General features: G+C 64.1%; 26 protein-coding genes and 1 pseudogene. 13 read left to right on the forward strand and 14 right to left on the reverse strand.

Translation table 11 applies throughout. The features are described from left to right. Positions 1 to 1,018: TRAP transporter large permease (locus HR9077_RS15320; protein WP_136067874.1), on the forward strand; the 1,018-nt coding region annotated here is incomplete at its 5' end. 20 nt (positions 1,019 to 1,038) lie between these two features. Continuing rightward, complete coding sequence (rpiB, locus tag HR9077_RS15325; RefSeq protein ID WP_136067875.1) at positions 1,039 to 1,485, forward strand: ribose 5-phosphate isomerase B; 447 nt, start codon at positions 1,039 to 1,041, stop codon at positions 1,483 to 1,485. A gap of 96 nt (positions 1,486 to 1,581) precedes the next feature. Here rpiB and HR9077_RS15330 read toward each other — a convergent pair whose 3' ends face one another. Then, the gene (locus HR9077_RS15330; protein ID WP_136067876.1) at positions 1,582 to 2,508 is read right to left on the reverse strand and encodes an AraC family transcriptional regulator; all 927 of its coding nucleotides are present in this window, start codon (positions 2,506 to 2,508) and stop codon (positions 1,582 to 1,584) included. A 96-nt stretch (positions 2,509 to 2,604) separates the two neighbouring features. Between HR9077_RS15330 and HR9077_RS15335 the strand changes: the two genes are divergently transcribed. The 3 genes from HR9077_RS15335 to HR9077_RS15345 all read left to right on the forward strand — a co-directional run bounded on the left by HR9077_RS15335 (position 2,605) and on the right by HR9077_RS15345 (position 5,414). Continuing rightward, positions 2,605 to 3,345, forward strand: a complete 741-nt coding sequence (locus HR9077_RS15335) for an SDR family oxidoreductase (RefSeq protein ID WP_136067877.1) — start codon at positions 2,605 to 2,607, stop codon at positions 3,343 to 3,345. Between the two features lie 187 nt (positions 3,346 to 3,532). Then, positions 3,533 to 4,285, forward strand: a complete 753-nt coding sequence (locus tag HR9077_RS15340) for a DeoR/GlpR family DNA-binding transcription regulator (protein WP_168380968.1) — start codon at positions 3,533 to 3,535, stop codon at positions 4,283 to 4,285. Between the two features lie 31 nt (positions 4,286 to 4,316). Next, positions 4,317 to 5,414 carry an MFS transporter gene (locus tag HR9077_RS15345; protein ID WP_244613282.1) on the forward strand — a complete coding sequence of 366 codons (1,098 nt, stop codon included), beginning with the start codon at positions 4,317 to 4,319 and terminating at the stop codon, positions 5,412 to 5,414. On the opposite strand, the gene HR9077_RS22030 is transcribed toward HR9077_RS15345, so the two are convergent. Together HR9077_RS22030 and HR9077_RS15355 are read right to left on the reverse strand one after the other, a co-directional pair. After that, positions 5,386 to 5,556, reverse strand: a complete 171-nt coding sequence (locus tag HR9077_RS22030; RefSeq protein WP_210725941.1) for a hypothetical protein — start codon at positions 5,554 to 5,556, stop codon at positions 5,386 to 5,388. The two genes, HR9077_RS15345 and HR9077_RS22030, sit on opposite strands and share 29 nt — an antisense overlap. 25 nt (positions 5,557 to 5,581) lie before the next feature. Beyond that, positions 5,582 to 6,292 (reverse strand): LysR substrate-binding domain-containing protein, encoded by a 711-nt coding sequence (locus HR9077_RS15355; protein ID WP_136067879.1) that lies wholly within the window; start codon positions 6,290 to 6,292, stop codon positions 5,582 to 5,584. Between HR9077_RS15355 and HR9077_RS15360 the strand changes: the two are divergent. After that, positions 6,176 to 6,703: pseudogene (locus tag HR9077_RS15360) on the forward strand (SDR family NAD(P)-dependent oxidoreductase); the annotation flags it as partial. The gene HR9077_RS15355 and the pseudogene HR9077_RS15360 overlap by 117 nt on opposite strands. 108 nt (positions 6,704 to 6,811) lie before the next feature. Here HR9077_RS15360 and HR9077_RS15365 read toward each other — a convergent pair. Beyond that, positions 6,812 to 7,378 (reverse strand): TetR/AcrR family transcriptional regulator, encoded by a 567-nt coding sequence (locus tag HR9077_RS15365; protein WP_136067881.1) that lies wholly within the window; start codon positions 7,376 to 7,378, stop codon positions 6,812 to 6,814. Positions 7,379 to 7,468: 90 nt separating this feature from the next. On the opposite strand from HR9077_RS15365, the gene HR9077_RS15370 reads away from it, so the two are divergent. Then, a complete protein-coding gene (locus HR9077_RS15370) occupies positions 7,469 to 8,488 on the forward strand; it encodes an NADP-dependent oxidoreductase (protein WP_136067882.1) in 1,020 nt (339 codons plus the stop codon). A gap of 192 nt (positions 8,489 to 8,680) precedes the next feature. Here the strand turns inward: HR9077_RS15370 and HR9077_RS15380 are convergent, their stop codons facing one another. Continuing rightward, the gene (locus HR9077_RS15380; RefSeq protein ID WP_244613284.1) at positions 8,681 to 9,223 is read right to left on the reverse strand and encodes a Rid family hydrolase; all 543 of its coding nucleotides are present in this window, start codon (positions 9,221 to 9,223) and stop codon (positions 8,681 to 8,683) included. Between the two features lie 265 nt (positions 9,224 to 9,488). Here HR9077_RS15380 and HR9077_RS15385 point away from each other — a divergent pair, with 265 nt between their 5' ends. Both HR9077_RS15385 and HR9077_RS15390 read left to right on the forward strand, forming a co-directional pair. Further along, a complete protein-coding gene (locus tag HR9077_RS15385) occupies positions 9,489 to 10,106 on the forward strand; it encodes a type IV toxin-antitoxin system AbiEi family antitoxin domain-containing protein (RefSeq protein ID WP_136067883.1) in 618 nt (205 codons plus the stop codon). Next, positions 10,099 to 10,968, forward strand: coding sequence for a nucleotidyl transferase AbiEii/AbiGii toxin family protein (locus HR9077_RS15390; protein WP_136067884.1), 870 nt, complete (start codon positions 10,099 to 10,101; stop codon positions 10,966 to 10,968). The genes HR9077_RS15385 and HR9077_RS15390 overlap by 8 nt, the downstream gene beginning before the upstream one ends. Positions 10,969 to 11,410: 442 nt before the next feature. Here the strand turns inward: HR9077_RS15390 and HR9077_RS15395 are convergent, their stop codons facing one another. Continuing rightward, positions 11,411 to 12,919 (reverse strand): DUF2252 domain-containing protein, encoded by a 1,509-nt coding sequence (locus HR9077_RS15395; protein ID WP_136067885.1) that lies wholly within the window; start codon positions 12,917 to 12,919, stop codon positions 11,411 to 11,413. Positions 12,920 to 13,053: 134 nt separating this feature from the next. Beyond that, on the reverse strand, positions 13,054 to 14,034 hold the full coding sequence (locus tag HR9077_RS15400) for an AraC family transcriptional regulator (RefSeq protein WP_136067886.1): 981 nt from the start codon (positions 14,032 to 14,034) through the stop codon (positions 13,054 to 13,056). A 307-nt stretch (positions 14,035 to 14,341) separates the two neighbouring features. Between HR9077_RS15400 and HR9077_RS15405 the strand changes: the two genes are divergently transcribed. Continuing rightward, a complete protein-coding gene (locus HR9077_RS15405; protein WP_136067887.1) occupies positions 14,342 to 15,721 on the forward strand; it encodes an NAD-dependent succinate-semialdehyde dehydrogenase in 1,380 nt (459 codons plus the stop codon). Positions 15,722 to 15,798: 77 nt separating this feature from the next. Here the strand turns inward: HR9077_RS15405 and HR9077_RS15410 are convergent, their stop codons facing one another. After that, positions 15,799 to 16,191 (reverse strand): nuclear transport factor 2 family protein, encoded by a 393-nt coding sequence (locus HR9077_RS15410; protein ID WP_136067888.1) that lies wholly within the window; start codon positions 16,189 to 16,191, stop codon positions 15,799 to 15,801. Positions 16,192 to 16,410: 219 nt separating this feature from the next. After that, complete coding sequence (locus HR9077_RS15415; protein WP_136067889.1) at positions 16,411 to 17,307, reverse strand: LysR family transcriptional regulator; 897 nt, start codon at positions 17,305 to 17,307, stop codon at positions 16,411 to 16,413. A gap of 143 nt (positions 17,308 to 17,450) precedes the next feature. Between HR9077_RS15415 and HR9077_RS15420 the strand changes: the two genes are divergently transcribed. Together HR9077_RS15420 and HR9077_RS15425 are read left to right on the forward strand one after the other, a co-directional pair. Beyond that, positions 17,451 to 18,092: a glutathione S-transferase family protein gene (locus HR9077_RS15420; RefSeq protein ID WP_136067890.1), complete on the forward strand. Its 642-nt coding sequence runs from the start codon at positions 17,451 to 17,453 to the stop codon at positions 18,090 to 18,092. Between the two features lie 28 nt (positions 18,093 to 18,120). Next, positions 18,121 to 19,785: an FAD-binding oxidoreductase gene (locus HR9077_RS15425; protein ID WP_136067891.1), complete on the forward strand. Its 1,665-nt coding sequence runs from the start codon at positions 18,121 to 18,123 to the stop codon at positions 19,783 to 19,785. 53 nt (positions 19,786 to 19,838) lie between these two features. Here the strand turns inward: HR9077_RS15425 and HR9077_RS15430 are convergent, their stop codons facing one another. The 5 genes from HR9077_RS15430 to HR9077_RS15450 are packed head-to-tail and all read right to left on the reverse strand — an operon-like array spanning position 19,839 to position 24,833. Next, positions 19,839 to 21,182, reverse strand: coding sequence for an APC family permease (locus HR9077_RS15430; protein ID WP_136067892.1), 1,344 nt, complete (start codon positions 21,180 to 21,182; stop codon positions 19,839 to 19,841). Positions 21,183 to 21,221: 39 nt separating this feature from the next. Further along, positions 21,222 to 21,968, reverse strand: coding sequence for an N-formylglutamate amidohydrolase (locus HR9077_RS15435; protein WP_136067893.1), 747 nt, complete (start codon positions 21,966 to 21,968; stop codon positions 21,222 to 21,224). A gap of 8 nt (positions 21,969 to 21,976) precedes the next feature. Continuing rightward, entirely contained in the window at positions 21,977 to 23,284 is a 1,308-nt protein-coding gene (locus HR9077_RS15440) for a glutamine synthetase family protein (RefSeq protein WP_136067894.1), read from the reverse strand. Between the two features lie 44 nt (positions 23,285 to 23,328). Further along, positions 23,329 to 23,973 carry a cysteine hydrolase family protein gene (locus tag HR9077_RS15445; RefSeq protein WP_136067895.1) on the reverse strand — a complete coding sequence of 215 codons (645 nt, stop codon included), beginning with the start codon at positions 23,971 to 23,973 and terminating at the stop codon, positions 23,329 to 23,331. Between the two features lie 2 nt (positions 23,974 to 23,975). Next, complete coding sequence (locus tag HR9077_RS15450; protein ID WP_136067896.1) at positions 23,976 to 24,833, reverse strand: MurR/RpiR family transcriptional regulator; 858 nt, start codon at positions 24,831 to 24,833, stop codon at positions 23,976 to 23,978. 277 nt (positions 24,834 to 25,110) lie between these two features. On the opposite strand from HR9077_RS15450, the gene HR9077_RS15455 reads away from it, so the two are divergent. After that, positions 25,111 to 25,426: 2-oxoadipate dioxygenase/decarboxylase family protein (locus tag HR9077_RS15455; RefSeq protein WP_244613286.1), on the forward strand; the 316-nt coding region annotated here is incomplete at its 3' end.

A 25,426-nucleotide genomic window follows, 5' to 3' on the forward strand; every position in this document is an offset into this window, starting at 1 on the left:
GGTGCCGGGTGGGCTCGCACAGGTAAACATCTTCTCCAGCCTGATCTTCTCGGGCATGTCCGGTGCAGCGCTGGCCGATGTCGGCGGGCTGGGCAAGATCGAGATCGAAGCCATGCGCAAGCGCGGTTTTGCGGCACCCTTTTCCGCCGCCGTCACGGCTTCTTCGGCGGTCGTGGGGCCGATATTTCCGCCGAGCATTCCCCTGATCGTCTATGGCTCGGTGACCAGCGTTTCCATCGTGCAGCTGCTGATAGCAGGTATCGTTCCGGCGCTGATCTGTATTGCGCTGCTGATGGCGACTGCGGCCGTTCTGGCACTGCGTGGCAACATGCCCCGCGCCGCACGCTGGCCTACCTTCGGGGAAGTTCTCGCGGCACTGCTGCCGGCGTTGCCGGCTCTGCTGGCACCGGTGCTCATGATCGCGGGGATGATGAGCGGCCTGTTTACCCCGACCGAAGCGGCGGCGGTCACGGCCGGCTATGTGCTGTTGATCAGCGGGCTTGTGTACCGGGAACTGACCTGGCGCCATCTGTGGAACGCCATGCTGGTCACGCTGCGCAGTACCAGTGCCATCCTGATCATCGTTGCCGCCGCCTCGTTGTTTGGATGGATTCTGGCCGTCGAGCAGATTCCCCAGGAGTTTGCCGGCTGGATACTGCAGATCTCGAAGGATCCGCTGGTGCTGCTGTTGATCGCCAACCTGATCTTCTTTGCGGTGGGCATGTTCCTGGATTCCACCACAGCCACGCTGCTGGTGGTGCCGGTGATTGCCCCGCCCATGGTGCTGGCCGGTGTCGATCCCGTGCATCTGGGCATCGTGGCGATCTTCAACCTGATGATCGGCCTGTTGACGCCGCCCATGGGACTGTCGTTGTACCTGATCTCGTCGATTGCCAGAATATCCCTGCGCCAACTGCTTTGGGCGCTGATTCCCTTCTACGTGCCGTTGCTGATGACGCTGGCCATCATCACGTTTGCCTCGGACCTGGTGCTCTGGTTGCCAGGCATGCTTCGCTAAACAAAACCTGGAGTAGATACATGAAGATCGTCATAGGCTCGGATCATGCGGGCTACAGGCTCAAGGCCTCGGTGGTGGAATACGTGGAATCGCTCGGTCATGAGGTGATCGACGTGGGGTCACACGATGACACCCCGGTGGATTTTCCCGATATCGCGAAGCAGATGGCCGCAAAGGTGACCAGTGGCGAGGCGGCCAGAGGGTTGATGGTCTGCGGTACCGGCGTGGGGGCGTCCATCGCCGCCAACAAGATCCGGGGCATTCGCGCCGCGGTGTGCCACGACATCCACTCGGCCCACCAGTGCGTCGAGCACGATGACGTCAACGTGATGTGCATTGGCGCGCAGATCGTCGGCCCCTGGCTGGCCAATGACTTGATCAAGGCCTATCTCGACGCCGAATTTTCCACCAGCGAAGAGTTTCGCCGGCGAGTGGAGAAGCTGCATGCCATGGAGAACGGAGGTTAGGCAACAGCCAGCAAGACACCCATGCTTCGAAGCGAAAAGACTCGCTCACGCGCTTCCCCATCCCACCGGACAGGTTCACGCACCGAAAAAGCGGCGTCATGCCAGGGCGCCGCTCTCCCGAATCCTGCTCGCTTCCTTGGCGTACTGCCTCGGCGGCAGCCCGGTGTAGCGGCTGAACGCCACGCTGAACGTACTCGCAGAACGGTAGCCAACGCGGTCGGCGATCTCGACGACGCTGCTCTGCGGGTCGCGAAGCATCGCCTTTGCCATCGCCATGCGCCAGGCGAGCAGATATTCCATCGGCGCGACGCCGACCACGCGGTTGAATCGCTCGAAAAAGGCGGAGCGTGAGAGCGCGGCTTGCTGCGCGAGTTGCGCGACGGTCCAGCGGCGCGCCGGTTTCTCGTGCATCAGGCGGATCGCGATGGAGAGACGCTCGTCAGCCAGCCCGTTGACCAGGCCGGGGGCCGTGCCGGTCTCCGGTGCGGATCGAAAGGCTTCGACCAGCAGCACTTCGAGCAATCGTGACAGCACGACATCCCGGGCGGGGCGCTGAGCACGCGACTCTTCCCTCACCAGTTCGACCAGGGTGGCGAGCCGGGGCTGACCACGCACGTGCACGAGTTGCGGCAGCAGGGAAACCAGCAGGGCGGCGTCCGGCGAGCCGAATTCGCAGTGGCCGACCAGTGCCACGAAGTCGGGCGGGCCGTTCGGGGCCCCCAGGCGATAGCGCCCTGTCATGAACTCGACCGGAGAGGTGTCCGGCGCCCCCGGCTGCAGTGGTTCGAGGCTCGACATCGTGAAGGCAAAGGCTTCCGGCGTCAGAACGAAGTCGCCTGCGCCGAGTGTCAGCGAATCTCCCTCCTGGGGGACGAAATGGCACGCGCCTTCGAGGATCACGCAGTAGAAGGGTCGCCCGAGGAAAGGGTGGCGAACTCGCCACGCTCCCGCGCCGTTGACGATCTTGGAAAACGGCGCACCGGGCTGCAGCAATGAGACGACTTCGGTAACCGGATCGACCATAGTCTGGACTATCGCAAAATTATGATGGACTTATGATTGTATTGGGTCTGGCTGGTGGCGCCTATCATGGGCGTCTACCCATCCAGAGGTGTCCTCATGAAAACCGTTCTGATTACTGGCTGTTCATCCGGCTTTGGGCTCGAGACCGCGCGCTATTTTCTCGATCGGGGGTGGAGCGTCATCGCCACGATGCGCGATCCCAGTGACAACCTGCTGCCCGCGTCGGACCGCTTGCGGGTGCTGGCGCTCGATGTCACCGATGCGAAGAGCATCCGTCATGTCCTGGAAGCGGCAGGGCCGATCGATGTCCTGGTCAACAACGCGGGCTTCGGCGTCGGGATGCCCTTCGAGCTGATCGCGCCGCAACTGGCCCGCCAGCTCTTCGAGACCAACACCATCGGCACCATGGCGGTGACCCAGGCGTTTCTGCCGCAGTTCCGTGAGCGCCGCGCGGGCGTGATCGTCAATGTCACCTCGAGCGTTACGCTCAAACCGCTACCGCTGGTCTCGCTCTACGCGGCCAGCAAGGCGGCGGTGAATACCTTTACTGAGTCGATGGCCCTGGAGCTCGAGCCTTCCAACATCCGCGTGCGCCTGGTGTTGCCAGGGCGCTCACCCGAGACGAAATTTGCCGAGAACGCCCATATGGATGGGCTGGAGCACGAGGCGTATGCCGAAGTGTTCCAGCCAATGCTTGCCGGGATGACCGATGAGTCCGCCCCCGTCACCTACGCGAGCGATGTCGCCGAAGCCGTCTGGCGTGCGGCGACCGATCCGTCCAGCCCGATGCGCATACCGGCAGGGGCAGACGCCATCGAATGGGCCAGCGCTGTTTGAGGCTGAGCCAGGCGGGCTCCCCGGCGTCATAGCCATTCGAAGAGCGCTCTCTGTCTTTTGTCGATTGCGGGCGGTGGGACGCCATCGGCACTGCCGGTACCTGCCAGCTTCCTGGCGCTTCAAGCATGATCGTGCTAAAAGGTGCAAAACTATGCATTATTATGCAAAAGTGCGCACTGGAGGCACGATGCTCAACGTCCCTGAAACCCGACAGCAGCAGTTGCTGGCCAGGCTGGCCAGTGGCGAACAATTGATCGCACAGGATCTCGCTGCCGAGTTCGGCGTGTCGCTGGATACCATTCGCCGGGACATCATTGCCCTCGAGCAACAGGGCAGGGCGCAACGGGTCCGAGGGGGAGCGGTTTCCACCGCTCCGGCCTCGGCGCCTCTACAGTATCGGGTCCCGGCCAATGCAAAGGCCATCGAGGCCATTGTCGCCCGAGCGTCGAGCTCGATCGACGCCGCCGACACTCTATTGCTCGATGGTGGAACCACGGTGCTCGCGCTCGCCGAGAGACTACAGCCGAAGCCGGGGCTGCTGGTGATGACGCCTTCTCCCTGGGTGGCGGTGGCTTGTCAGAAAAATGGCGTCGAGGTCTTCATGCTGGGGGGCCAATTGAGTGCGCGCGGCGGCGTCAATGTCGGCGACACTGCGTTGCTGGCCACGGCCAGTCTTTACGCGGACATCGCCGTGCTCGGTGTCTGTGGTCTCGATGCCGAATTCGGACTCAGCGTCGACGACCAGCAGGAAGCGTATCTCAAGCACGCCATGTCCCGGGCGGCGAAGACAACCCTGGCGCTGGCCTCGCGCGAGAAGATCGGGCGGCGCGCTCGGCACAGGGCGGTCGCGCTCGAAGAGATCGACTGTCTGATCACCGATGCCGTGCCGGCAGAAGTGGCGGCGTTCGGCAGCTCGGCAATGGAGATCCTGCATGCCTAGCCCACGGAGAGCCTGGCTCGCCGTAGCCGCCATGTTCTTTCTCAACGGTGGATTGTTCGGCACCTGGGCTTCGCGCATCCCCACGGTGGCGGTGCAACACGACCTGGATGGCGGCTGGCTCGGCCTGCTGCTGCTCGTGTTGGCTTCTGGCGCCCTGGTCTCGTTTCCGCTGGCTGGCAGGGCCTCGGATACCGTCGGTGCCGCGCGCGCGACACTCGCCATTGCTGTCGCGTATGCCCTTGCCCTGGTGCTGATCGCCGGCGCATTCAACCTCTGGCTGACGGCTGGCGCGCTATTTCTCTTCGGTGCCGGCCATGGTGCCATGGACGTCACCATGAACAGTTGGGCCGGCGAGGCGGAGCGTTTCATCGAAAAGCCCGTCATGTCGTCGTTTCATGCCATGTGGAGTCTGGGCGCTGGCGTCGGTGCCGCTGCGGGCTATATGGCGGTCAGGCTTGACCTGTCGCTGCTTGCGCACTTTTCGCTCATTGCGATCGTGATGTCCGTGAGCACGCTCTGGCTCGCTAACATCGGTTGGCACTCCGAGACGAGGCCGCGCCCGGCGGGTGCAAAACGCTTTCCTCTGCCCCATGGCGTCCTGCTGGGGGTCGGAGTCATTGCCCTTTGTGCCTCGCTCGGCGAAGGCGCAATTGCCGACTGGAGTGCGCTGTTTCTGGTCACCGTTACATCGGCGACCACCGCTCAGGGGGCACTCGGATATGCCGTGTTCTCGGGGGCAATGGTCGTCATGCGGCTGATCGGCGGCGGGGTGATTTCCCGGCTGGGCCCGGCGACCGCTGCACGCTTCGCGGGGTGTTCGGCATCCATTGGCGTGCTTCTCGCCGTGCTCCCCGCCAATTTCATGGCGGCGCTGCTTGGCTTCTTCTTCCTCGGTATCGGTTACGCACTCATCATGCCGCTGGCCTTTTCGCGTGCAGCCAACGATCCCGACACGCCACCCGGCGTGGCCATCGCCAGCGTGGCGACCCTGGGCTACGGCGGGATGCTGCTCGGGCCGCCGCTGATCGGCTTTACCGCACATTTTGTCACGCTGCACTATGCCTTCGGGATACTGGGCCTTCTGGCACTGTTCATCGTCTTCAAGGCGTCATCGCTCGAGCGCTTCTAGATGGCGTTCTGTTGGCTAACTCGCCACGCTCCCACGCTGTCATGCCGGGCTCCATGGAGTTCGCCATTGCGCGCATGGTATCGGCGACAATGCGGTCGATCTCCTTCAGCCCATCCAGTTCGGCTTGTTTGGTGATCGTCATGCTGTGGTCTTCTGTCCGATGCGGATCATTCGCCCGCGGCGGGCGTGGAGGCTCTGGCCCCGGTAGCGCGGGTATCTGGCGCTCCTTCGACAGGGACGCTGGAACGCCGCCGCAGGAACTCGATAACCGCGCGGGTGGCGGGGCTCATGTGTCGGTTTCGGTAGTAATAGGCGAAGATTCCCTGGCTGGAGGGAGACCACTCCTCCAGAACCGGCACTAGTTGTCCGTCGTCGATCATTGGCCGGAGCCGATGCTCGAGCCACATGACGATCCCGATCCCGTCCATCGCCGCACGCACGGCCGCGCTGCGGTCGTTGAAGATCATCGGCCCCTGCACGGCAATCGACAGGGGCTCGCCGTCCTTTTCGAATTCCCAGGCATAAGGTTCGCCATCTCGCTGCTTGCGCCAATTGAGGCAGGCGTGATGCGTCAGTTCCTGCGGATGTGAGGGCAACCCATGCGACGCGGCATAGCCGGGCGAGGCCACCGCCAGTTGGCGCAGGCGTGGCCCGACGGGCACGGCGACCGTGTCGGGATGGAGATATTCACCCAGCCGGAAGCCAAGGTCGTAGCGCTCGCTGACGATGTCGACACAGATATCCTCGAGATGGATGTCGAGCAGGATCTGCGGGAAGGCCGCGTGAAGATCCGCGAGGCAGGGGGCGATGACGTCGTCGTAGGCTTCGTGCGATATCACGATGCGTACGGTGCCCGAAGGCGTCTCCCGATGTTCCATGAGATTCTGCGTGGCGGCATCGATCTCGTCGAAGGCGCCCTGGCCGTCACGCAGGCGGTGCTTCCGCTGCTGCGTCGCTCCGGGGCCGGCCGCATCGTCAACCTGTCGAGCAGTCTCGGTTCGTTGACCCTCAACGGCGATTCCACCTGGGAAGCCTATGACGTGAAACTGATCGGCTACAACGGCTCCAAGACCGCACTGAACATGCTGACGGTGCAGCTCGCGGCGGAACTGCGAGATAGCGGCATCAGCGTTCAGTCCATCTGCCCCGGGTTGACGGCGACAGACCTGACCGGCCATGCGGGCGATCGCTTGCCCGCCGAAGCCGCTGCAGCACCGGCGCGTGCGGCGATCGCCGATGACGGTCGGTCAGGGTACTTTGCCGATGCGCAAGGCGATCTTCCCTGGTGACCGTACAGCGGTCCCTGCCTGGGCGACGCCGAGCCCGGCAGTCGTTGGCAGGCCCATGAAATGCGTAGCGTTCGACGAAGCGTGGGTCAGAACGGCTTCAGAACATGCTTAACGGGCAGGGGTGCTGGACCGGTCCGTCAGGACCGAGCCGGCGATGACATCAAAGAGGTGGTCCGCACGCGGCGCGAGTGCGGGTTGATCGCCTACCCATGCCAGCGCTCCGACCAGGGCGAACAGGTCGGTGCCATCGATATCGGATCGCGCAAGGCCCTGTTGCTGCGCGCGGGTCAGGAGCCGCGTGCCGGCTGCCTTCATCGTCACACATGATTCATGGAGCGCGGAGTCCTCGTCCTCGATGGCGGCCACCATCGATGCGATGACGCCGCGATAGTCGTTGGCACAGGCGACGAGGTCGCGCAGCCACGACACGAGGGCGCCATCCGGTGCGCTCGATCTCTCGAGTTCACCCGCTGCTGCCTTCAGTTCGTCGAATCGCGTGCGCAGCAAGGTCTCCAGCAACCCCTCCCGCGTCACGAAGTGACGGTACAGCGTGCCCAGCCCGACGCCCGCCTTGCGCGCGATGTCACGCAGCGAAGCGTCGGCACCCTGCTCGGTGACCACATCGCGCGCGGCGGCCAGAAGCTGGTCGTAATTCTTTTTTGCGTCGGCTCGCATACTCTTCTCTTGACAAACGGAGCGGTGCCCCGATTATATATGGAGCAGTGATCCGCTAAGAATGGCATATTCCCAGCGAAGGAGGAAGCGATGCCGACCCGGACGATGAAAGCGATTCGACAGTACGAATTCGGTGGTCCCGATGTGCTGCGTTACGAGGATGCGCCAATCCCCGATTTGAAGGCAGGCGACGTACTCGTTCGCGTTCATGCGGTCGGCCTCAATCCGCCCGACTGGTACCTGCGCGATGGGTATAAATCGCTGCCTCCTGAATGGCAGCCGCAGTTGGATTTCCCGCTCATTCTGGGAACGGACGTCTCGGGTGCCGTGGCGGCGGTCGCCGACGATGTCGAAGACTTTTCCGTTGGCGACGCCGTGTATTCGATGGTTCGCTTCCCTGGCGGCATGTTCGGGGAGAGCAAGGCCTGCGCCGAGTACGTCAGCGTGCCGGCAACGGAAGTCGCGCTCAAGCCGGCCGGCATCGACCATGCGCATGCCGCCGGTGCGCCGATGTCGCTGCTCACCGCGTGGCAGTTCATGGTCGAGCTGGGTCACGATGAATCGAATCCGCTTCAGCCGAACCGCCATGAGCCGGTGCCGCTCGAGGGCAAGGTCGTCCTCGTCAACGGGGCCGCGGGCGGGGTCGGGCACTTCGCGGTGCAGATCGCGAAGCTGAAGGGTGCGCACGTCATCGCGGTGGCGTCGGGCAAGCATGAATCGCTGCTGCGCGCGCTCGGGGCCGACGCGTTCATCGACTACACCAGGACACCTCCCGAGGACGTTGCATGTGACATCGACCTGGTCGTCGACACCCTCGGCGGTGCGACCACCGGACGCTTTCTGCGCACATTGAAGCGCGGCGGCGCCTTGTTCCCGGTCTACCCGCTGGGCTTCGACGGTGCCGAGGAGGCCGCCAGGCTGGGCGTCACGGTATCGGCAACGCAGGTCCGTTCGAACGGGACTCAGCTGTCAGAAGTCGGGCGCTTGCTAGACGACGGGACGATCCGCGTCGTCGTGGACAGCACCTATCCGCTTGCCGATGCCCGCAGGGCACATGAACGGGCCGCCCGGGGGCATATCCAGGGCAAGATCGTGCTTACGGTGGACTGAGGCAGCGGCGGGTAGACCCGCCCGAGAACGGCTAGGTGCAGCTGGCGCCATGCCGGTCCGCCGCTTCGCACGAGTCGCGAGGCGGCGCAATCGGCCGCCTCCGGTAGATCGCCCTCTTGTTTAGCCCGTTCGAAGCGTTCGCGTAGCTGCGCCTCGCCCTTTGCACGAAACGCTATCAAAGCAGTCCCGGCGTCATGAACGCACGGCAGCGTCATCAGCCGCGGCCAAGACTTCCTGCATCGCAACCACTTGGTTGTCCGAGACGAATTCAGGCAGCACCGCCTCGGCTTCGATGGCGATCAGCCATTCCGGTTCGGCCAGGCCGTACACAATCAACCAGGTGGCCGCCGGCGGCGCGATGGGGAAGCGTCTCTTCAGTGCCTTCATCACCACGTGCTGATCGTAGCGCGCGAACTCGGCCAGGTAGATTCTCAGCATCACCACTTGCGGGAGATCGCCACCGAGGTCTGACAGCAACCGTTCGATATTGTCCAGCGCCGCCGCGGTCTGCTCGGCCAGATCGGGGCCAGCCAACTGGCCTTCGGTATCGATTCCCGCCTGGCTGGAAAGCAGCACGCGAGCGCCTCCCTGTACCAGCACGGCTTGGCTGTGGCCTTCGCTCAGGGTGTCGGGCAGGTCGGGCGGATTGAGGGGCTTGCGTCTTACCGTATGCATCACCGTCTCCATGAGTAAGCGCATCGCGTCGCTTGCAGTGACTCCACTATCGACCTGCATGGCTTTCTCGTTTCTTACTGACGTCACGTTGGCGGCCCTCTTTGCCGCTCACCGATGCACCCAATCCAGATGCGTGAACACACCCCGCGCGTGGTCCTCGAGGAACAGCGCGTGAAGCCTGGGCGCTGGGCGGGGTTGCGTCGTCCCCGGTGCTCTGGCTTAAAGCCCGGCAGTCGACTTGGGAAGCGCTTTCATCTTTTTCTTGGCTGCTTTGTGTGATACAAATCCACACGCTATAGAAGTTATTTGGTGAGGATTAATATCAATGGCCCAGACGCGATCCCAGCGCGATATAGCCCGTGAACTCCTCGCGGTGCGTGGGATTCTGCGCCTTGCGGAACTCAGGGATGCGGGAGTGACCGCCGCAACGGTCAGTCGCATGGAGAAGAAGGGCGAGGTGATCCGCCTTGCGCGCGGACTCTACCAGCTTACCGATGCCGAGCTCGATGCAAATCATAGCCTCGCCGAAGCAGCTAAGCGTTTCCCCAAGGGCGTGATTTGCCTCGTCTCGGCACTCGCCTTTCATGGAATCACGGATCAGCTTCCGAAGAAGGTGTGGATGGCGATCGGCAGGAACGACTGGACGCCGAAACCAGGAGATATGCCGATCCGTGTGTTGCGTTTCACGGACGATCTGCTCGTCGAAAGCGTCGAGACGCATGTAGTCGAAGGCGTATCGGTGAAAGTGTTCGGCGTGGCGAAGACCGTCGCCGACTGTTTCCGGCATCGCGGCAAGATCGGTCTCGCCGTCGCGCTCGAAGGACTGCAAGAAGCCCTGCGTCAACGCAAGGCGACACCCGCCGAGATCGCCAGAGCGGCGGATACAGGCGGGATAGGAACCGTGATCCGCCCCTATCTGGAGGCGTTGACTACCAATGGCTAAGGAAATCAAGAATATCGGTGCCTCCATGCGCGCCCGGCTTCTCAAGCTCTCCAAGGCGAACGGACAGAGTTTCGATCTCGTGCTTACGCGCTTCACGCTGGAGCGCCTTCTGTTCCGACTCAGCCGATCACCCCATGCTGATCGCTTCGTGCTGAAAGGCGCCATGCTGATGATGAGTTGGTTCGACGATCCGCACCGTGGAACGCGTGACCTGGATCTGTTGGGTTTCGGCGATCCAAGCGAGGATGCGATGTTGGCGACATTCCGGGCCATCCTCGCTCAGGATGTCGAAGACGGTATCGCCTTCGACCCGGACACGTTGCGTGTCGACCGTATTCGCGATGAGCTCGACTATGGCGGTCTCCGGCTACGCGCCATCGCCTCGGTCGGAGGCGCCCGGGTCAACCTGACGATTGATATCGGGTTCGGCGATGCGCTGGAGCCCGGTGCTGAAGTCGTCGATTTCCCGGTCATGCTAGACCTCCCCGCGCCAAGGCTGCGTGCCTATGCGCGAGAGACGGTTATTGCTGAGAAGTTCCAGGCGATGGTGGCTCTGGGCCGGGCGAACAGTCGGATGAAGGACTTCTACGACATCTGGATACTCAGTCGGTCCTGCGGCTTTGATAATGACAGGCTTGCTCAGGCGATCGCGGCGACGTTCGCGCGGCGTAAGACGGCAATTCCGGGCGAAACGCCCGAGGCACTCACGCCAGCGTTTGCGGCAGATGAACAGAAGCAGCGTCAATGGCGCGCCTTTATCGACGACGTTGCAATTTACCCAGGGCCTCTTGCGCAAGTTCTAGAGGAACTTGCTGGCTTTTTAATGCCCCAGGCCAGCCGGGCAAAAGAACTGGGTCACTAGCTGCAAAGCGAAAGATGGTGCCGAGGATAACCCTCAGAAATAGAAAGAATAAAAGGAGCTAACCATTCACTTTGCCGGCATGATAAACGGTAGCTGTTTGCTGGTCGGCTTTTCCTGTTCTGGAGCTGATTTGGACATACCTCTCGCGTGACAATACAGACTTGGCGTAATCGGCATAGCAGGACCAGAAAACCGTTGTTTGCCCTCTCGCTCTTGCAACTACGAAGCAGCAAGAGTTTCTTTCACAACCCCGGCAGGCAGAGTGGGCTTACCCGACGTCAAGGCCCGAGGCCTCGGACCGTCGCGAGGGCGCTGTAAACCCATCCTTTGGCGCTACCTTTGCTATCCATGGCAAAGGACCTCCGCTTCGCCTTGCCCCGGCCCCCATCCTTGCAGGACGTGTGGCGCCGAGCCCTAAGTACCCAGTGATGTGTTCCCGGTGTCACCGATGCACCCAATCCAGATGCGTGAACGCACCCCGCGCGTGGTCCTCGCGGAACAGCGCGTGGTCGCGGCGTACGCGGTCGGCGGCTTCGATGGCGAATTCCACCATGTCCTCGGCGAACAGCGCCGGTGGCCCGATGGCGTTGACGATTGCCGGTTCGATGTCGTAGTCGACCTTGCCGGATTCGTCGGAGAGGGCGTGGACACTGGCGAGCACGCCGCCGCAGATGCGGGCATAATCCCTCCATTCGCGCTTGGAAAGCTCGTCCAGATCGATATCGTCGCGAAACGGCGCGCGCTCGCGTGACAGGTAGCTATGGCTCTCGAACTCGACATGGCCGTAGAAAAGATCGCCGCGTATCAGGTGCACGGCCTGGGCATGGCTGATGCGTTCGGCGTGCGCATCCATTTCGTAGGCGGAGGGCGGCACCAGGCCGGAAAGGGCCGAGCGCCTGGCCTGCTTGTACTCGATGATCAGATCGTCCGTACCGTCGCGCCGGGGGCCTTCGATCAGCACGTAGTAACGATTGAGCCCCAGCGAGGCGGTGCCCTGGCCGAGGCGGATCGCCACGTCCTTCACGCGCATGCCATGCTTGCCTTGCACCCGGGCGCGTTCCGGCACGTCGATCTCGTTCTCCGCGATCAGCCGGTCGGTGATCGCCTGGAATTCGTCGCGGCGCGACGAGACCGGCACCAGTTTCCTGGTCGGGCGAAAGCCGCTGCGCGTCTCGTCGAGGTAGTCGTCGGCGAGCCACTCGGCGCGGTCTTCATCGGCATCCTCGAACAGCCTGCGGATGAGCTTCGGCGCGTTGTCGTGACGCATTTCCTCATCCTGTTCGGTGCCTTCGCGGGCCAGCCGCTGCATTGTCTCGCTGTAGCCCTGCACGAAGCGGCGCACGATCTTGACCTGGTGCTTGCGCTTGAGCTCGCCTTCGGTCTCCGCGGCGATCATGAAGCCGGCCGCGCCGCGCTTGATATCCCAGGTGAACGGGGCGTAGTAGGCCTCGTCGAAATCGTTGACCGAGAAGATCGGCACGTTGTCCACGTTGGGCATGACGCCGAAGTTGCCGGGGTGGACGTCGCCGAGGGCAAGCACGGTCGGCATCCAGGCGTCGTCGCCGGCCATGTCGCGATAGAACAGCAATGCGGTGCCGCGGAAGAACGAGAACAGCGAGTCGGAGAGCTGGTCGAACTTGGCGCCAGCTTCCTCGGAGCCATCCGCGATGCGCATTCGGTGATCCTCGCGCAGTGTCTGGCGCACGTGCCGGCGACGCTCGAAGCCGGTCAGCGCCCGCGGACGCAGCACGAATTCGCCATCGGCCACGGCTTCCGCCAGACGCTTGAAGGTATCAAAACGTGTCGCCGCCTCCGGCGCGGGCTCCTCGGGCGAGCTCCGCTCGAGTGCCGCCGCCAGTTCCGCCTTGCTCATCCTTGAGCGCCCCGCGATCTCCTGCTGTCGAGCTCGTTCGTAGAGTGCCTTGCGCGTCGGTTCCGATTCCTGGCTCATGAATCCCCTTGCCTGTCCTGGCGACCGTGATGTCGTTGTCTCCTTGCCCATCAGCATGCACGACTTGGGGAGCCGACGCATGCGTTGGCCCAGGCGGTGCTGGAACGGCCGTTGCCGGCGGCAGCGTTACTGGCTCAGTGCGACGAGACGAACGTCGCTGCGGCGTGGGCGGGCGGGATGGCGAACTCCTCCCGCATTCTTCTGGCTTCCGCCATCGGGCTTCTGCCGAAAAGACGCTTGAACTCGCGACTGAACTGGGACGGGCTCTCGTAGCCGACCTGAGCGCTGGCTGCCGCTGCCGTGATGCCGTTTCTGACCATCAGAAGCCTCGCCTGGTGCAGGCGGGTGGACTTCAGGTACTGCATGGGCGAAGTGTGAGTGACGTCCTTGAAGTGCGCATGGAAGGTGGGAACGCTCATGCCGGCGCTGCGGGCGAGCTGTTCGACGTCGAGATCCGTCGAGTAGGAGGCGTGAATGCAGCGCAGGGCACGTGCCACCTTGCCGAACTGGCCCTGCATGGCCAGCGCCGCCCGCATCGAAGGGCCTTGATCGCCGGTCAGTACGTGGAAGTAGATCTCCCGCACCAGTGACGGACCCAGGATCTCGGCATCGAGCGGCCGGCTCATGGCGTCCAGAAACCGCAGCACCGCATCGCTCAGTCGGCGGTCCATGGGCGTCGACATCATGCCCCGGGGGTTGGCGGGTTCGACACCACCGAGCTGGTCCAGTTGCAGCATCAGGTCGGCGGCGAGCTTGAAGTCCAGATGCATGTAGATGGCGAGCAGCGGCTCCCGCTCGCTGGCGTCGGTCTCCATGGTGAAGGGCACCGGCACCGAAACCGCCAGGTAGTGCTGCTCGTCGTAGAGGTAGACCTGGCCGCCGAAGAATCCCCGCTTGCGGCCCTGGCAGACGATGACGATACCGGGATCGTACAGCACGGGGGTGGAATCCAAGGGGCGGTTCGAACGCAGAAACCGGACATCCGGCAGTGCCGTCAGGTTGTAGCCCTCATCGGGCGCAAGCGTCTTCAGCAGCGCGACCATCTCCTCCTGCCTGGCGTCGGGCTCGTGGCGATGGTGCAGGGTCGAGGAGGGTATCGGATCGCTACTGCTCATGGGGTCTGGTCCTGTTCTTGAAATCCGTTCTCGACGGGCTCGCCGAAGCGTTTGAATCCGGGTCATCGAACGTTCGGGCGAGTTTGCCACGCTTTTGCCGGGGTAGAGTCGAGGCAATGGCATGAAGAAATAATAATATTAATAAACAATAGTATTAGGCAATAAAGGCAGACTTTAAGCCATCGTATGGTCCGGTTGTGGGTGTCTATCATGCAATCCTTCATCGTTGATGACATCGATGAGATCAGTTCGCCAGAAACGTCTCGCGTCTGGCGTCCCCTGTTCTGCTTTTCAGGAGCGCATCTTCATGATCGACGTATTGAACCCCGCCGATGGCACCGTGGTCGGCCAGGCACCGGCCATGACCCTGTCCGAAGTGAATTCTGCCATCGACCGTACCTGCGAGGCCTTTCCCGCCTGGTCCCGCAGATTGGCGAAGGAGCGCAGTGAGCTGCTGCGCGGTTGGTTCGAGCGCATCCGCGACGACAAGGCGGCTTTCGCCGAGCTGATGGTGAAGGAGAACGGCAAGTGTCTCGCCGAAGCGTATGGCGAGATCGAATACGGCCTCGGTTTCATCGAGTGGTACGCGGAAGAGGCCAAGCGGATCTACGGCGATACCATTCCCAGCCATGCGGCGAACGCTCAAGTCATGGTGGTCAAGGAGCCGGTCGGCCCCACGGCGGCCATCACGCCGTGGAACTTCCCGTTCATGATGATCACGCGCAAGGTGGCGACGGCACTGGCGGCGGGCTGCACCATGACCATCAAGCCTTCCGAGGAAACGCCGCTGACGGCCTACAAGCTGCTGGAAACCGCGCGCGAGGCGGGCATTCCGGAAGGTGTGTTCGAGATGGTGACGGGCAATCCGAAGGAGATCGGCGAGCGCTTCACCAGCGACACGCGGATCCGCAAGATCTCGTTCACGGGCTCGACCGCCGTGGGTCGCACCTTGGCGGGTGCCGCCGGTCAGACGCTGACCCGCATGACGCTGGAGCTGGGGGGCAATGCGCCGTTCATCGTCTTCGACGATGCCGACTTGGAGGCCGCCGTGGAAGGCGCGGTGGGTGCCAAGCTGCGCAATTCGGGCCAGGTCTGCATCTCGCCCAATCGCTTCTACGTGCACGACGCGATTCACGACCGGTTCGTCGAGGCGCTGGCCGAACGCGTCTCGCGAATCGAAGTCGGTGAGGGCATGCGTGACGGTTTCGTCGTCGGGCCGATGATCAATCGTACCGGTCTGGAGAAAGTCTCCTCGCTGGTGGAGAGCGCCCGTCTGCGCGGCGCGAACATCGTTATCGGCGGCAGAGCGCATGGCCTCGGCGGCCTGTTCTACGAGCCGACCATCGTCACCGGGCTCGACGACGATGCAGAGATGGCCCGGACCGAGATATTCGGCCCGGTATTCGCCATCTACAGATTCCGGACGGAAGCGGAGGTCATCGAGCGTGCCAATGCCTCGGAGTACGGTCTGGTCGCCTATGGCTATACGCGGGATCTGGGCCGGTCGTTCCGCCTGTCCCGCGCGATCGAGGCGGGCATGGTCATTCTCAACAGCGGCTCGGTGGGCACGGCCTCGGTACCGTTCGGCGGCGTCAAGCAGTCCGGCTATGGCCGCGAGGGCAGCTTCTACGGTATCGAGGAGTACGTGGACGTCAAATACGTGCTGATGAGCGGGCTGGATCGGTGAGGTTGCCTCGCGCTGAACGGGTTTGTCCGATGGGAAGATCGCCTGACTGGCAGAGGCGCGGCTTCAGGCAGTCTGCATCATCGAACGCTACCGATATCGCGATCGGCCTCGGTACCCTCCAGCATCAACGAGGTTTCCTCGACTCGTAGAAAGCGCTCGTTGATATCCAGCTCCGCGAACAGGTAGACCTCCTGCACGACGTGGGTGCCGTCGCGCTTGGCGATATGGACTCGGTGGCGGTCGGCGTAGCGGGTGCCATCCCGTAGTTCGTCCAGCATCTCGATTCGGGCCGACGCAACGATTTCGCGAAGTTTCCGCACGTGGCGGGTAAATCCTGCGCGATCGTTCCAGCGCCCGTTGGTGCGCTGGCGATATTCGGGGCTGAAATGGCGGTCGATCACCGCTTCCAGCGGGAGGTCCTGCCGGTTGAGCAGTTCGTCCAGCGCGGAACGGATGTTTGTAGCCGACATGTTGTCTTCCTTGATGTGAGTTGAAGCCGATACTCTACGCTCTGTCTGAAAAATGCCTGCGCTCATCCATACGGCGTTAAAAATCGGCTGGTGCGCCAGCCCGAGCTCGGCGCCCCCGTCAAAATGCTCATTTACACCGCGTAAATTCCGCTGTCTCGCCGATTTTTGCCTTGTCTGGCTATCGCTCGTCGATTTTTCAGACAAAGCTTAAGACTTCATTCAGCGTAATATTTCGAGCCGCCTCAGCCGCGGCGCGGCGAAATCGATGAAGGCGCGAACCTTCGCTGCCGCGCGGCGCCCTTCCACATGCACGAGATGAATCGGCAGCGGGGCGGGCTCGTGCTCTTCCAGCACGGTCTGGAGGGTGCCGGTCTCCAGGTCGGGCCCCACCTGGTAGGAGAGCACGCGGCACAGCCCCCAGCCGCGTCTGGCGGTATCGATGGATGCGGCCACGCTGGTGATCCTGAGTTGCGGACTTACCCTGACGGCTCGCGCTCCGTCCGGGCCGAACCGCCACTCGTTCAGTGCGGTAGTGGATCCGCTCGAGATCAGGCGATGCGAAGCGAGATCGTCCGGCGCCTGGGGGCGTCCCCGTGCGGCGAAATAGTCCGGCGAGCCGCAGATGACGCGGCGGACCTGCCCGACGCGCACGGCCGAGAGATCGGAGGAGGGCAGGTGGTCGATGCGTACGGCGATATCGAAGCCCTCCTCGACCAGGTTGACGATGCGATCGACCATCAGCACGTCGGCGCGGACCTGTGGGTGCGCATCGAGAAACTCGGTCAGCAGCGGTGCGACATGGATCCGCCCGAACTCCTGGGGGCAGGTGATGCGCAGTTGCCCGACGGGGGTGTTGGCCGCCCCCGAGGCCATATCGTCGGCGGCTTGAAGGTGGGCGAGGATTTCCCGCACCTCCGCGAGATAGGCCTGACCCACGTCGGTGAGCCTGACGCGCCGGGTCGAACGGGTGAACAGCCGGGCGCCGAGGGCGGCCTCGAGCGTGTTGACGGCCCGGGTGGCGGAGGGCGCGCTGAGCCCCGTGTCACGGGCCCCCCTGGCGAAGCTCTCCGCTTCGGCGATGGCGACGAAAACTTTCAGGGCCTGAAGACGATCCATGGTGTCTCGCTAGGTTCGGGATGATGACAGTTTCAGGATCCAAAACAGTGCCTTTTATGATAGCTATATTCTTCCGCGATTCGTAAGGTTCTAGAGTGGCTTCTTCGATAACCCCACTCATCATCGCGATGAAGGAGCCTGTCATGTCGAACGCCAACGCCATTAACGCTGCCCCGGTGAAACTGTATCGCAACCCCAAGTCGGGCCACTGCCACCGTGTCGAGCTGATGCTCGCCCTGCTGGAGGTGCCCTATGAAAACGTCGATCTGGATATGGCGAACGGCGCCCATCGCGAGCCTGCCTATCTCGAGATCAGCCCGTTGGGGCAGGTGCCGGCGATCGACGACAACGGCATCACGCTGGCGGACTCCAACGCCATCATCACCTATCTGGTCGAGCGCTACGGCGAGTCCATCGCCTGGACCGGCACCGACCCGATCGGGAAGGCCCGGGTACAGTGCTGGCTCTCCATCGCGGCGGGCGAGATCGCCGCCGGCCCCTGCGCCGCGCGCCTGGTCACCGTATTCGGCGCGCCCCTGGACCACGAGGCCGCGAAGGCCAGGGCGCACGCGCTGCTCAAGATGATGAATGCCCATCTCGACGGTCGCGACTGGCTCGCGGCCGACAGGCCGACGCTGGCTGACATCGCCGGCTACAGCTATATCGCTCACGCGCCGGAAGGCGGCGTCGGTCTCGCCGACTATCCGCACGTTCGGGCCTGGCTCGCGCGTATCGAGGCGCTGCCTCGCTTCATCGGCATGGCGCCCTCGCCGGTACTCGCCTGAGCCGATGACTTTCGAGCGGAGGTAGCCCATGACTATCGATATTACGCCCCGCCACGGAACGCCTTTTCATGGAGGCGAGCTCGAGGCGCAGCGGCGCGCCGGCGTGGAAGGCATCGCCAGCTCGGCCGGCGGCTTCATCCGGGATCACATGCCCGAGCAGCACCGGGATTTCTTCGCCATGCTGCCCTTCGTCGTGGCCGCAGCCGGCGACGAAAGGGGGCGCCCCTGGGTCAGCCTGCTGGAGGGCGAGGAGGGTTTCATCGCGTCGCCGGATCCGCGCACGCTGACCTTCGCGGCCACGCTCGCTGCCCAGGATCCCCTGGCTGCGGCGTTCGGCGCCGGAACCGACATCGGCCTGCTCGGCATCGAGCTGGCGACACGTCGGCGCAACCGCCTCAATGGCATGATTCGTTCGGCGGAGGGCGGCCTGGTCATCGATGTGAAGCAGAGTTTCGGCAACTGCCCGCAATATATCCGCGAACGCCAGTGGCGGCGGGTCGAGCTCCCGGCCGCGTCCGGCGCCACCGTGTCGGATCGACTCGATGCCGGACAGCGGAAGCGGATCGCCGCCGCCGACACCTTCTTCATCGGTTCCGGTTTCGGTTCTGATTCAGGCCATGCCACGGGCGGCGAGAGCCCGGCCCGGGGGTACGACGCCTCGCACCGGGGCGGCGAACCGGGGTTCGTTCACCTTGCCGAGGACGGAACGCTGCGGATCCCGGACTACGCCGGCAACAACTTCTTCAACACCATCGGCAACCTGATCCGCGACCCCCGCGTGGGGCTGCTTTTCGTCGACTTCGAGACGGGCGGCATGCTGCAGATCACCGGTCGTGCCAGGATCGACTGGGCGCCGCGGGAGAGTCACGATCCGAACGCCAGACGCATGCTCGAGGTGACGGTGGAGCAGGTGGTGGATCGCCCGGCCGCGCTGGCCCTGCGGTGGCACCGGGAAGACGAGGCGCCGCTGCGGCTCGAGGTGGTCGCCCGGGTGACCGAAAGCGAGCGGATCGCCTCCTTCTACCTGGCCGCCGCCGACGGTGGCGCGCTCCCGCCCTTCGAGGCCGGCCAGCATCTGGCGATCGAGCTGGAGGTGCCGCATCAAACGGGGCGGGTGGGTCGTAGCTACTCGCTATCGGGGGCGCCGCTGGCCGGGACCTACCGGCTCAGCGTCAAGCGCGAGGAGCAGGGCATGGCGTCGCGCTTTCTGCACGACCGGATCGCTGTCGGCGACCGGATCGATGCGCGCCGGCCCGCGGGTGAGTTCGTGTTTCCCCGCGGGGAGGGCCCGCTGGTCCTGGTCAGCGCCGGCGTCGGTATCACGCCGATGCTGTCGATGCTCCACGCGATCGTGGCGGAAGGAGGCCGCCGTCCCGTCTGGTTCGTGCATGGCGCGCGTGACGGCGGGAGTCACGCCTTCAAGGCCGAGGTCGACGCGCTGGTGGCCGAATCCGCCGGCGTGACGCGCCGCATCTTCTACAGTGCGCCGGGTCCCGACGATGCGGCCGGCGTCGACTACGACGCCAGGGGGCGGATTACCGCCGGCGATCTTCTCGCGCTCGAAGCGGGGCCGGAGGCGCGCTATCTGCTCTGCGGTCCCGCCCGGTTTCTCGCCGAACTCGGTCATGGTCTGGAGGAGGGCGGCGTTCCCCCGGATCGGATCGATTTCGAGACGTTCGGGCCGGCGGGGTGAGAGGGATCGACGCCTCTCACGGCCGGGGATGATCTATCTGCTGGAGGCGGGTTTCATGCCGGCTCCGAGATGTGCAGGCTTCCGCCGCGCCTGATCAGAAAGATCAGGTAGAGCAGGCCGATACCGATCCAGGCCGCGCCCAGCAGCTGAGCGAAGTGGCTCATGCTGAGCAGTACATAGCCGATGATCGCCAGGCCGACGGCGGGGAAGGCCAGGTGGGCCAGCCAGCGGCGCGACCCCTGGCGAAAGACGTAGTGGTTGATCACCGACAGGTGCAACAGGCAGAAGCCGGTCAGGGCGCCGAAGTTGACCAGCGTGGCCAGCGCGTCCGGTGCGTCGAGGAAGACGATGCCGATCCCCAGCGAGAGCACGGCCACCAGATACAGGCTGATATGCGGGGTCTGGTAGCGGGCATGGACCCGGGCCAGTGCGCTGGGCAGCTTGCCGTCGCGGGCCATGGAAAACAGCAGGCGTGATACGGCGGCCTGCGAGACGATGGAGACCGCCACGCCCCAGGCCAGTGCGGTGGCGATGGCGGTGAGCGTGCCCAGCCAGCTCCCGCCGGCGGCGGCGGCGATCTCGTAGAAGGCGGTATCCGCGGTCTCGAAGGTCATGCCTACGGCCAGGTCGGTGGCCAGCCAGGTCTGCAGGATGAAGATGCCCCCCATCAGGAACAGGGCGATCAAGGCCGCGCGGCCGATCTGGCGGCGCGGGTCGCCCTTGACCTCTTCCGAGAGTGTCGAGATGGCGTCGAAGCCGAGGAAGGACAGCACCGCCACCGAGACGGCCGTCATCACCAGGTCGAGGTCGAAGTTGGCCGGGTCGTAGAACGGCACGATAGTGAGTTCGCCACTGCCCATGCCGCCATAGAGGGCCTTGAAACCGAACGCCAGGAACAGCGCGAGGACGATCAGTTCCCCGACCAGGAACAGCTTGTTGGCCCGGGCGGTAAACGTGACCCCCCTCAGGTTGACGAGGGTGGCGCCTATCAGAAACAGCAGCATCCAACCCAGCTTGGGGATCATCGGGAAGAAATGGTGCAGCGCCAGGGCGCTGAAGATGTAGAGCAGGGGCGGAATCAGCAAGTAGTCGAGCAGCAATACCCACCCGGCGATGAAGCCCAGGTGCTCGTGGATGCCGCGCTGCGCGTAGGAGTAGACCGAACCGGCGATGGGAAACGCCCTGGCCATCTGCCCGTAGCTCAGTGCGGTGAACAGCATCGCCACCATGCCGATGAAATAGGCCAGTGGCACCATACCCTCGGCGTCGGCATAGACCCAGCCGTACACCCCGAAAGGGGCGATGGGAATCATGAAGATCATGCCGTAGACGACCAGGTCGGTCAGGCTAAGGCCCCGTTGCAGTTGTTGTTTGTAGCCGAAGTCTTCAATGGACATGGGAGTATCCTCGGGTTGTTGTTCTCGATGAGGTGGGGTTCAAAGCACCGGAGACAGTCGCCTGGCCCAGTCGTCGATCGACCGCTCGTCGCCCAGCAGGTCGTTGCGAAGTTCGAGCAGGACACAGGGCAGGCCGCGGGCATCGCCGTGGACCGGTACGGCCACATCTTCGTCGGGGTGGATCTGGTAGGGCTGGTTGTCGCCGACGTGGATGCCCTGTCGGTCGAGCGACAGCAGCAGGCGCTGGGCGTAGTCGTGGGCATCCTGGTACAGCACACCCAACTCCCAGGGCCGCGCGACACCATTCAGGGTGGGGGTGAACGAATGCACCGCTACCACCCGCGTGGGTAGTCCAAGACGTTGGCGCCTTTCGAGCAGCCTGGCGACAGCGCCATGGAAATCGCTGAACAGCCGTTGCCGCGCATGGCGCTCGGCCTCGTCGATGGCCTGGTTGCCGGGAATCGGCCAGGTGTCGCTCCGGGTGGGGATGCTGTCAGGCGCATGCAGGGGGCGGTTGAGGTCGATCAACAGCCGCGAGTAATTGGCGGCGATCAACGGCGCATCCAGCTCCTCGCTGAGTCGCTGGGCCAGGGCCAGGGCGCCGATGTCCCAGCCGATGTGATTGAGCTCCGCGCCCTCGGGCAGGCCGAGGTTGGCGCAGGCCCGGGGGATATAGGGACTGGCGTGCTCGCAGATCAGTACCACGGGATGCGTGCCCCATTCGTGATGAACCGTGCAGGCCGGTCGGTCGAAAGGCGTGGCGGCGGTGGTGTTTGGGCTGGGCATGGCGTGTCTCAATAGATCCTGGCGTAGTGATCGCACAGAGCGTCGTTCCCGAGCCCGGCGACATTCGAGAGTTCCTGGCGCTTGATCGCCCGGTAAGTGGCAAGCAACGCCTCGGGGATTTGCGCGACCAAGGTTTCGGCCTGGCTCAGTTCGCTCAAGGCCTCGGCCAACGAACCGGGCAGGGCGCGGATGCCCAATGCCTCACGCTGACCGGCATCCAGCGCATCAGGGTCCTGATCGGCGCGGGCGGATAGTGGCAGGCGTTGCTCGATGCCCAGGCGTCCGGCGATGAGGATGGCCGCGAGGGCCAGGTACGGGTTGGCCGTTGCATCGAGTGCGCGGTATTCCAGGTTGAACTGCTGGGCCCGCGGCGTGGCGCTGAGGGTCGTGGTCGGGCATATGCGCAAGGCGGCTTCACGGTTGCGAACCCCGAGGCAGGTATAGGCGGAACTCCACTGGTGGGGTTGCAGGCGCAGGTAAGACACCGGCGATGGTGCGGTGAGCGCGCACAGCGCGGGCATGTACTGCAGCACCCCGGCCGCCCAGTGACGCCCGAGGGGCGAGAGCCCGTCGGTATCGTCGTTGTCGGGGAGTACGGGCTTGCCCTCGCGGTCGGTAAAGCTCAGATGGAGGTGCACGCCATTGCTGACACTGCCGACCCGGGGTTGCGGCGTAAAGCTGGTCTGAAGATCGCACTGCCTGGCCACGTCGCGCACGATCTCGCGAAGGTTGACGGCACGATCGGCGCTGGCCAGGCCGAGTGCCGGACGGCAGGTCACTTCGTATTGATGCCGCCCGTATTCCGGCAGCAGGGTTTCCGGTTCGTTGCCGCTCGTCGCCAGGGCGTCGGCCAGCTGCGAGAGGAAGGCGCCTGCCGTACGCTGGGCCTGCAGAGAGAACGCGGGCGCGTCGCCGTCGAGCCCCGACAGGGTGAATTCATGCTCGAAAGCCGAGCATACCCGCCAACCCAGCGTATCGGCATAGCGTGCCAGTTCATTGGCCAGCAGGGTTCGTGGGCAGGCGGCCCAGGGTTCGCCGTCCAGGGTGCGCAAGTCGCCATGCACGAAATGCAGGTCCGGCCGCGACTCGTTGGAACTGGGCACGTGCATGCGGCTTTCTAGATCCGGCACCAGTCGCAGATCGCCATGCGACCCCCAGGGGTTGGGGGCGGCGATGATGTCCTGCGGCGTCAGGGCGCTGTTGGCGGGCACCCAGCCGCAGCCACTCCCCGCGTGGCCATCCAGCGCATCCAGCGGTACGGCGCGGCCTCGGGTGATGGCCGTCAAATCCGTGGTCACAATATTGATCAGGTCCATGAGGGGCTCGTCTTGTGATTGTTGGGGTCGGTCACGCCGTCGTGTCAGCGTGTCGGCATCGTCGCCAGGCGTTCGAGTACGCTGTCGGTATCGGCGATGTGGCAGTAGCCGGCGATGGCCTCGAGACAGGCCTGGTGGCGGGCTTCGCCATGGGTTGCGCAGGCATCGTCGACCAGCGTGACGAGGTAGCCGCGATCGGCGGCGTCGCGTACCGCCATGTCCACGCACTGGTCGGTGACCACGCCGCAGACGACCAGACGCTCGACACCCAGGTTGCGCAGCACGTAGTCGATGGCGGTGGAGTTGAAGACCCCGGAGGAGGTCTTGGGCAGCACGATCTCGTTGGGTGTGGGGGTCAGTTCCTCGATCACCCGGGCGTGGGGGTGGCCCTTGGGCAAATGCATGCCCGACAGCTTGTGATCCAGGGAGCGGTCCCGGCCATCCTCGGTCAGGCTCTCGATGATGGTATGGAGCACGTTTTCCCCGGCTTCGCGGAAGGCGCCGAGCAGGCGAATCTGGTTGGGGATCACGCTCTCGTGCAACCGGGGATAGTAGTACTCGCCAGCCACCGGATCGATGTGCGCATCGAGGCCGGGGCGTACCCAGAGTTCCTGCATGTCGACGAACAGCAGCGCCGTGGCATGGCGTGGGTAGGGGAGATCACGGGGCGAGTCGGCGGGTGCGTTCATCGTCATTCGTCCTCGATCAGGTGAACATGGAACTGGGCGCGGATTTCATCGATGCGTGCCAGGCGGTCGTTCAGCCCCGGTTCGGCGGTGAGGGTGAGGCAGCGAACCAGGGCTTCCACCTGGGCCATCGCGGGAAGCAGCGAGTCGAAGGGAGACGGCGAATCGACGGGGGCGCTGATGATCAGGTCAGCCTGGGCGCGCAGAGGGGAGTCGTAGACATCGGTGAACAGGACCAGACGCCCCCCTTGACGCTTGGCGATACGCGCCAGGGTCGCTGATTGGCTCTGGTAGCGGCGATAGTCGAACAGAATCAGGGCGTCGCGCTGACCAAGGTCGATCAGGCTGTCGATCGCGCCGGCATCGGCCAACAGATGGCAGTCGCCGCGCAGCAGCTTGAGGTGCGCGTGGAGATAGCCTGCCAGGAAATGGCTGTAGCGCCCCCCATGCAGCCAGATGCGCTGGCCGGGTGAGGCGATGAGTTCGCAAAGGGCCAGGATGTCTGGCGCCGACAGCAGGTGGCGGGTTTCGTCGATGAGCTTGCCGGCGCCCACCAGGTAGTCGTCCCAGGCTTCCGGCACCGGATGGTCGTAGTGCTGCTTGTCGAGCTGGAGGCGCGGCGAGCGCAGGCGCTCGTCGACTTCCTGAACCAGCGCCTGCTGGAAGCTGGCATAGCCGCTGTAGCCGAGCTTCTTCACCAGACGCATGACGCTGGGTTCGCTGACCCCTGCCGTGGTTGCGAGCCGCGCCATGCTGCCCAGCCCGGCGCGGGGAAAGTCGTCGAGCAGGGCGCGGGCCACCTTGCGCTCTGCTGCGGTCAGCCTCATGGGCGGGTCGTTCAGGAGATGCTTGAGTTCGGGCATGACATGGCTTCTTTTTTGTAGTACATCCACCACTTATGGTGCTATTTTTATATTTGGTAGTAAATGCTACATATTTGTCGATGTCAATTTCCGCGGCGGGGCGGCGCCGTCCTTCGAGGGAAGCACGCTTTTGGCCGGGCCCATCGCCCTTTTCGGGGAGCGGGACTGGTTTTGTCGAGGGCAGATCGGTCATGATCGTCGACAAGCACCAAGGAGGCATGCCGTGAGCCCGAACTACGTTTCATCGAACGAGATCCGCGATCGCTTTTCCAGGGCGATGTCGGCCATGTATCAGGCCGAGGTCCCCCAGTACGAAACCCTGCTCGAACTGGTCGATCAGGTGAACCGGGAAACCCTCGAGCGCGACCCGGCATTGGCCGAACGGCTCGCGACTCACGATGAACTGAACCGCCTGGGCGTGGAGCGCCATGGCGCCATCCGGGTAGGGACCGCCGACGAGCTGGCGATGTTGCGTCGGCTGTTCGCCGTGATGGGGATGGTCCCGGTCGGATACTACGACCTGTCGGAAGCCGGCGTGCCCGTGCACTCCACGGCGTTTCGCCCGGTCGATGACGAGGCCCTGGCCAGCAACC

This window comes from Modicisalibacter radicis (assembly GCF_900961225.1).
GTDB lineage: Bacteria > Pseudomonadota > Gammaproteobacteria > Pseudomonadales > Halomonadaceae > Modicisalibacter.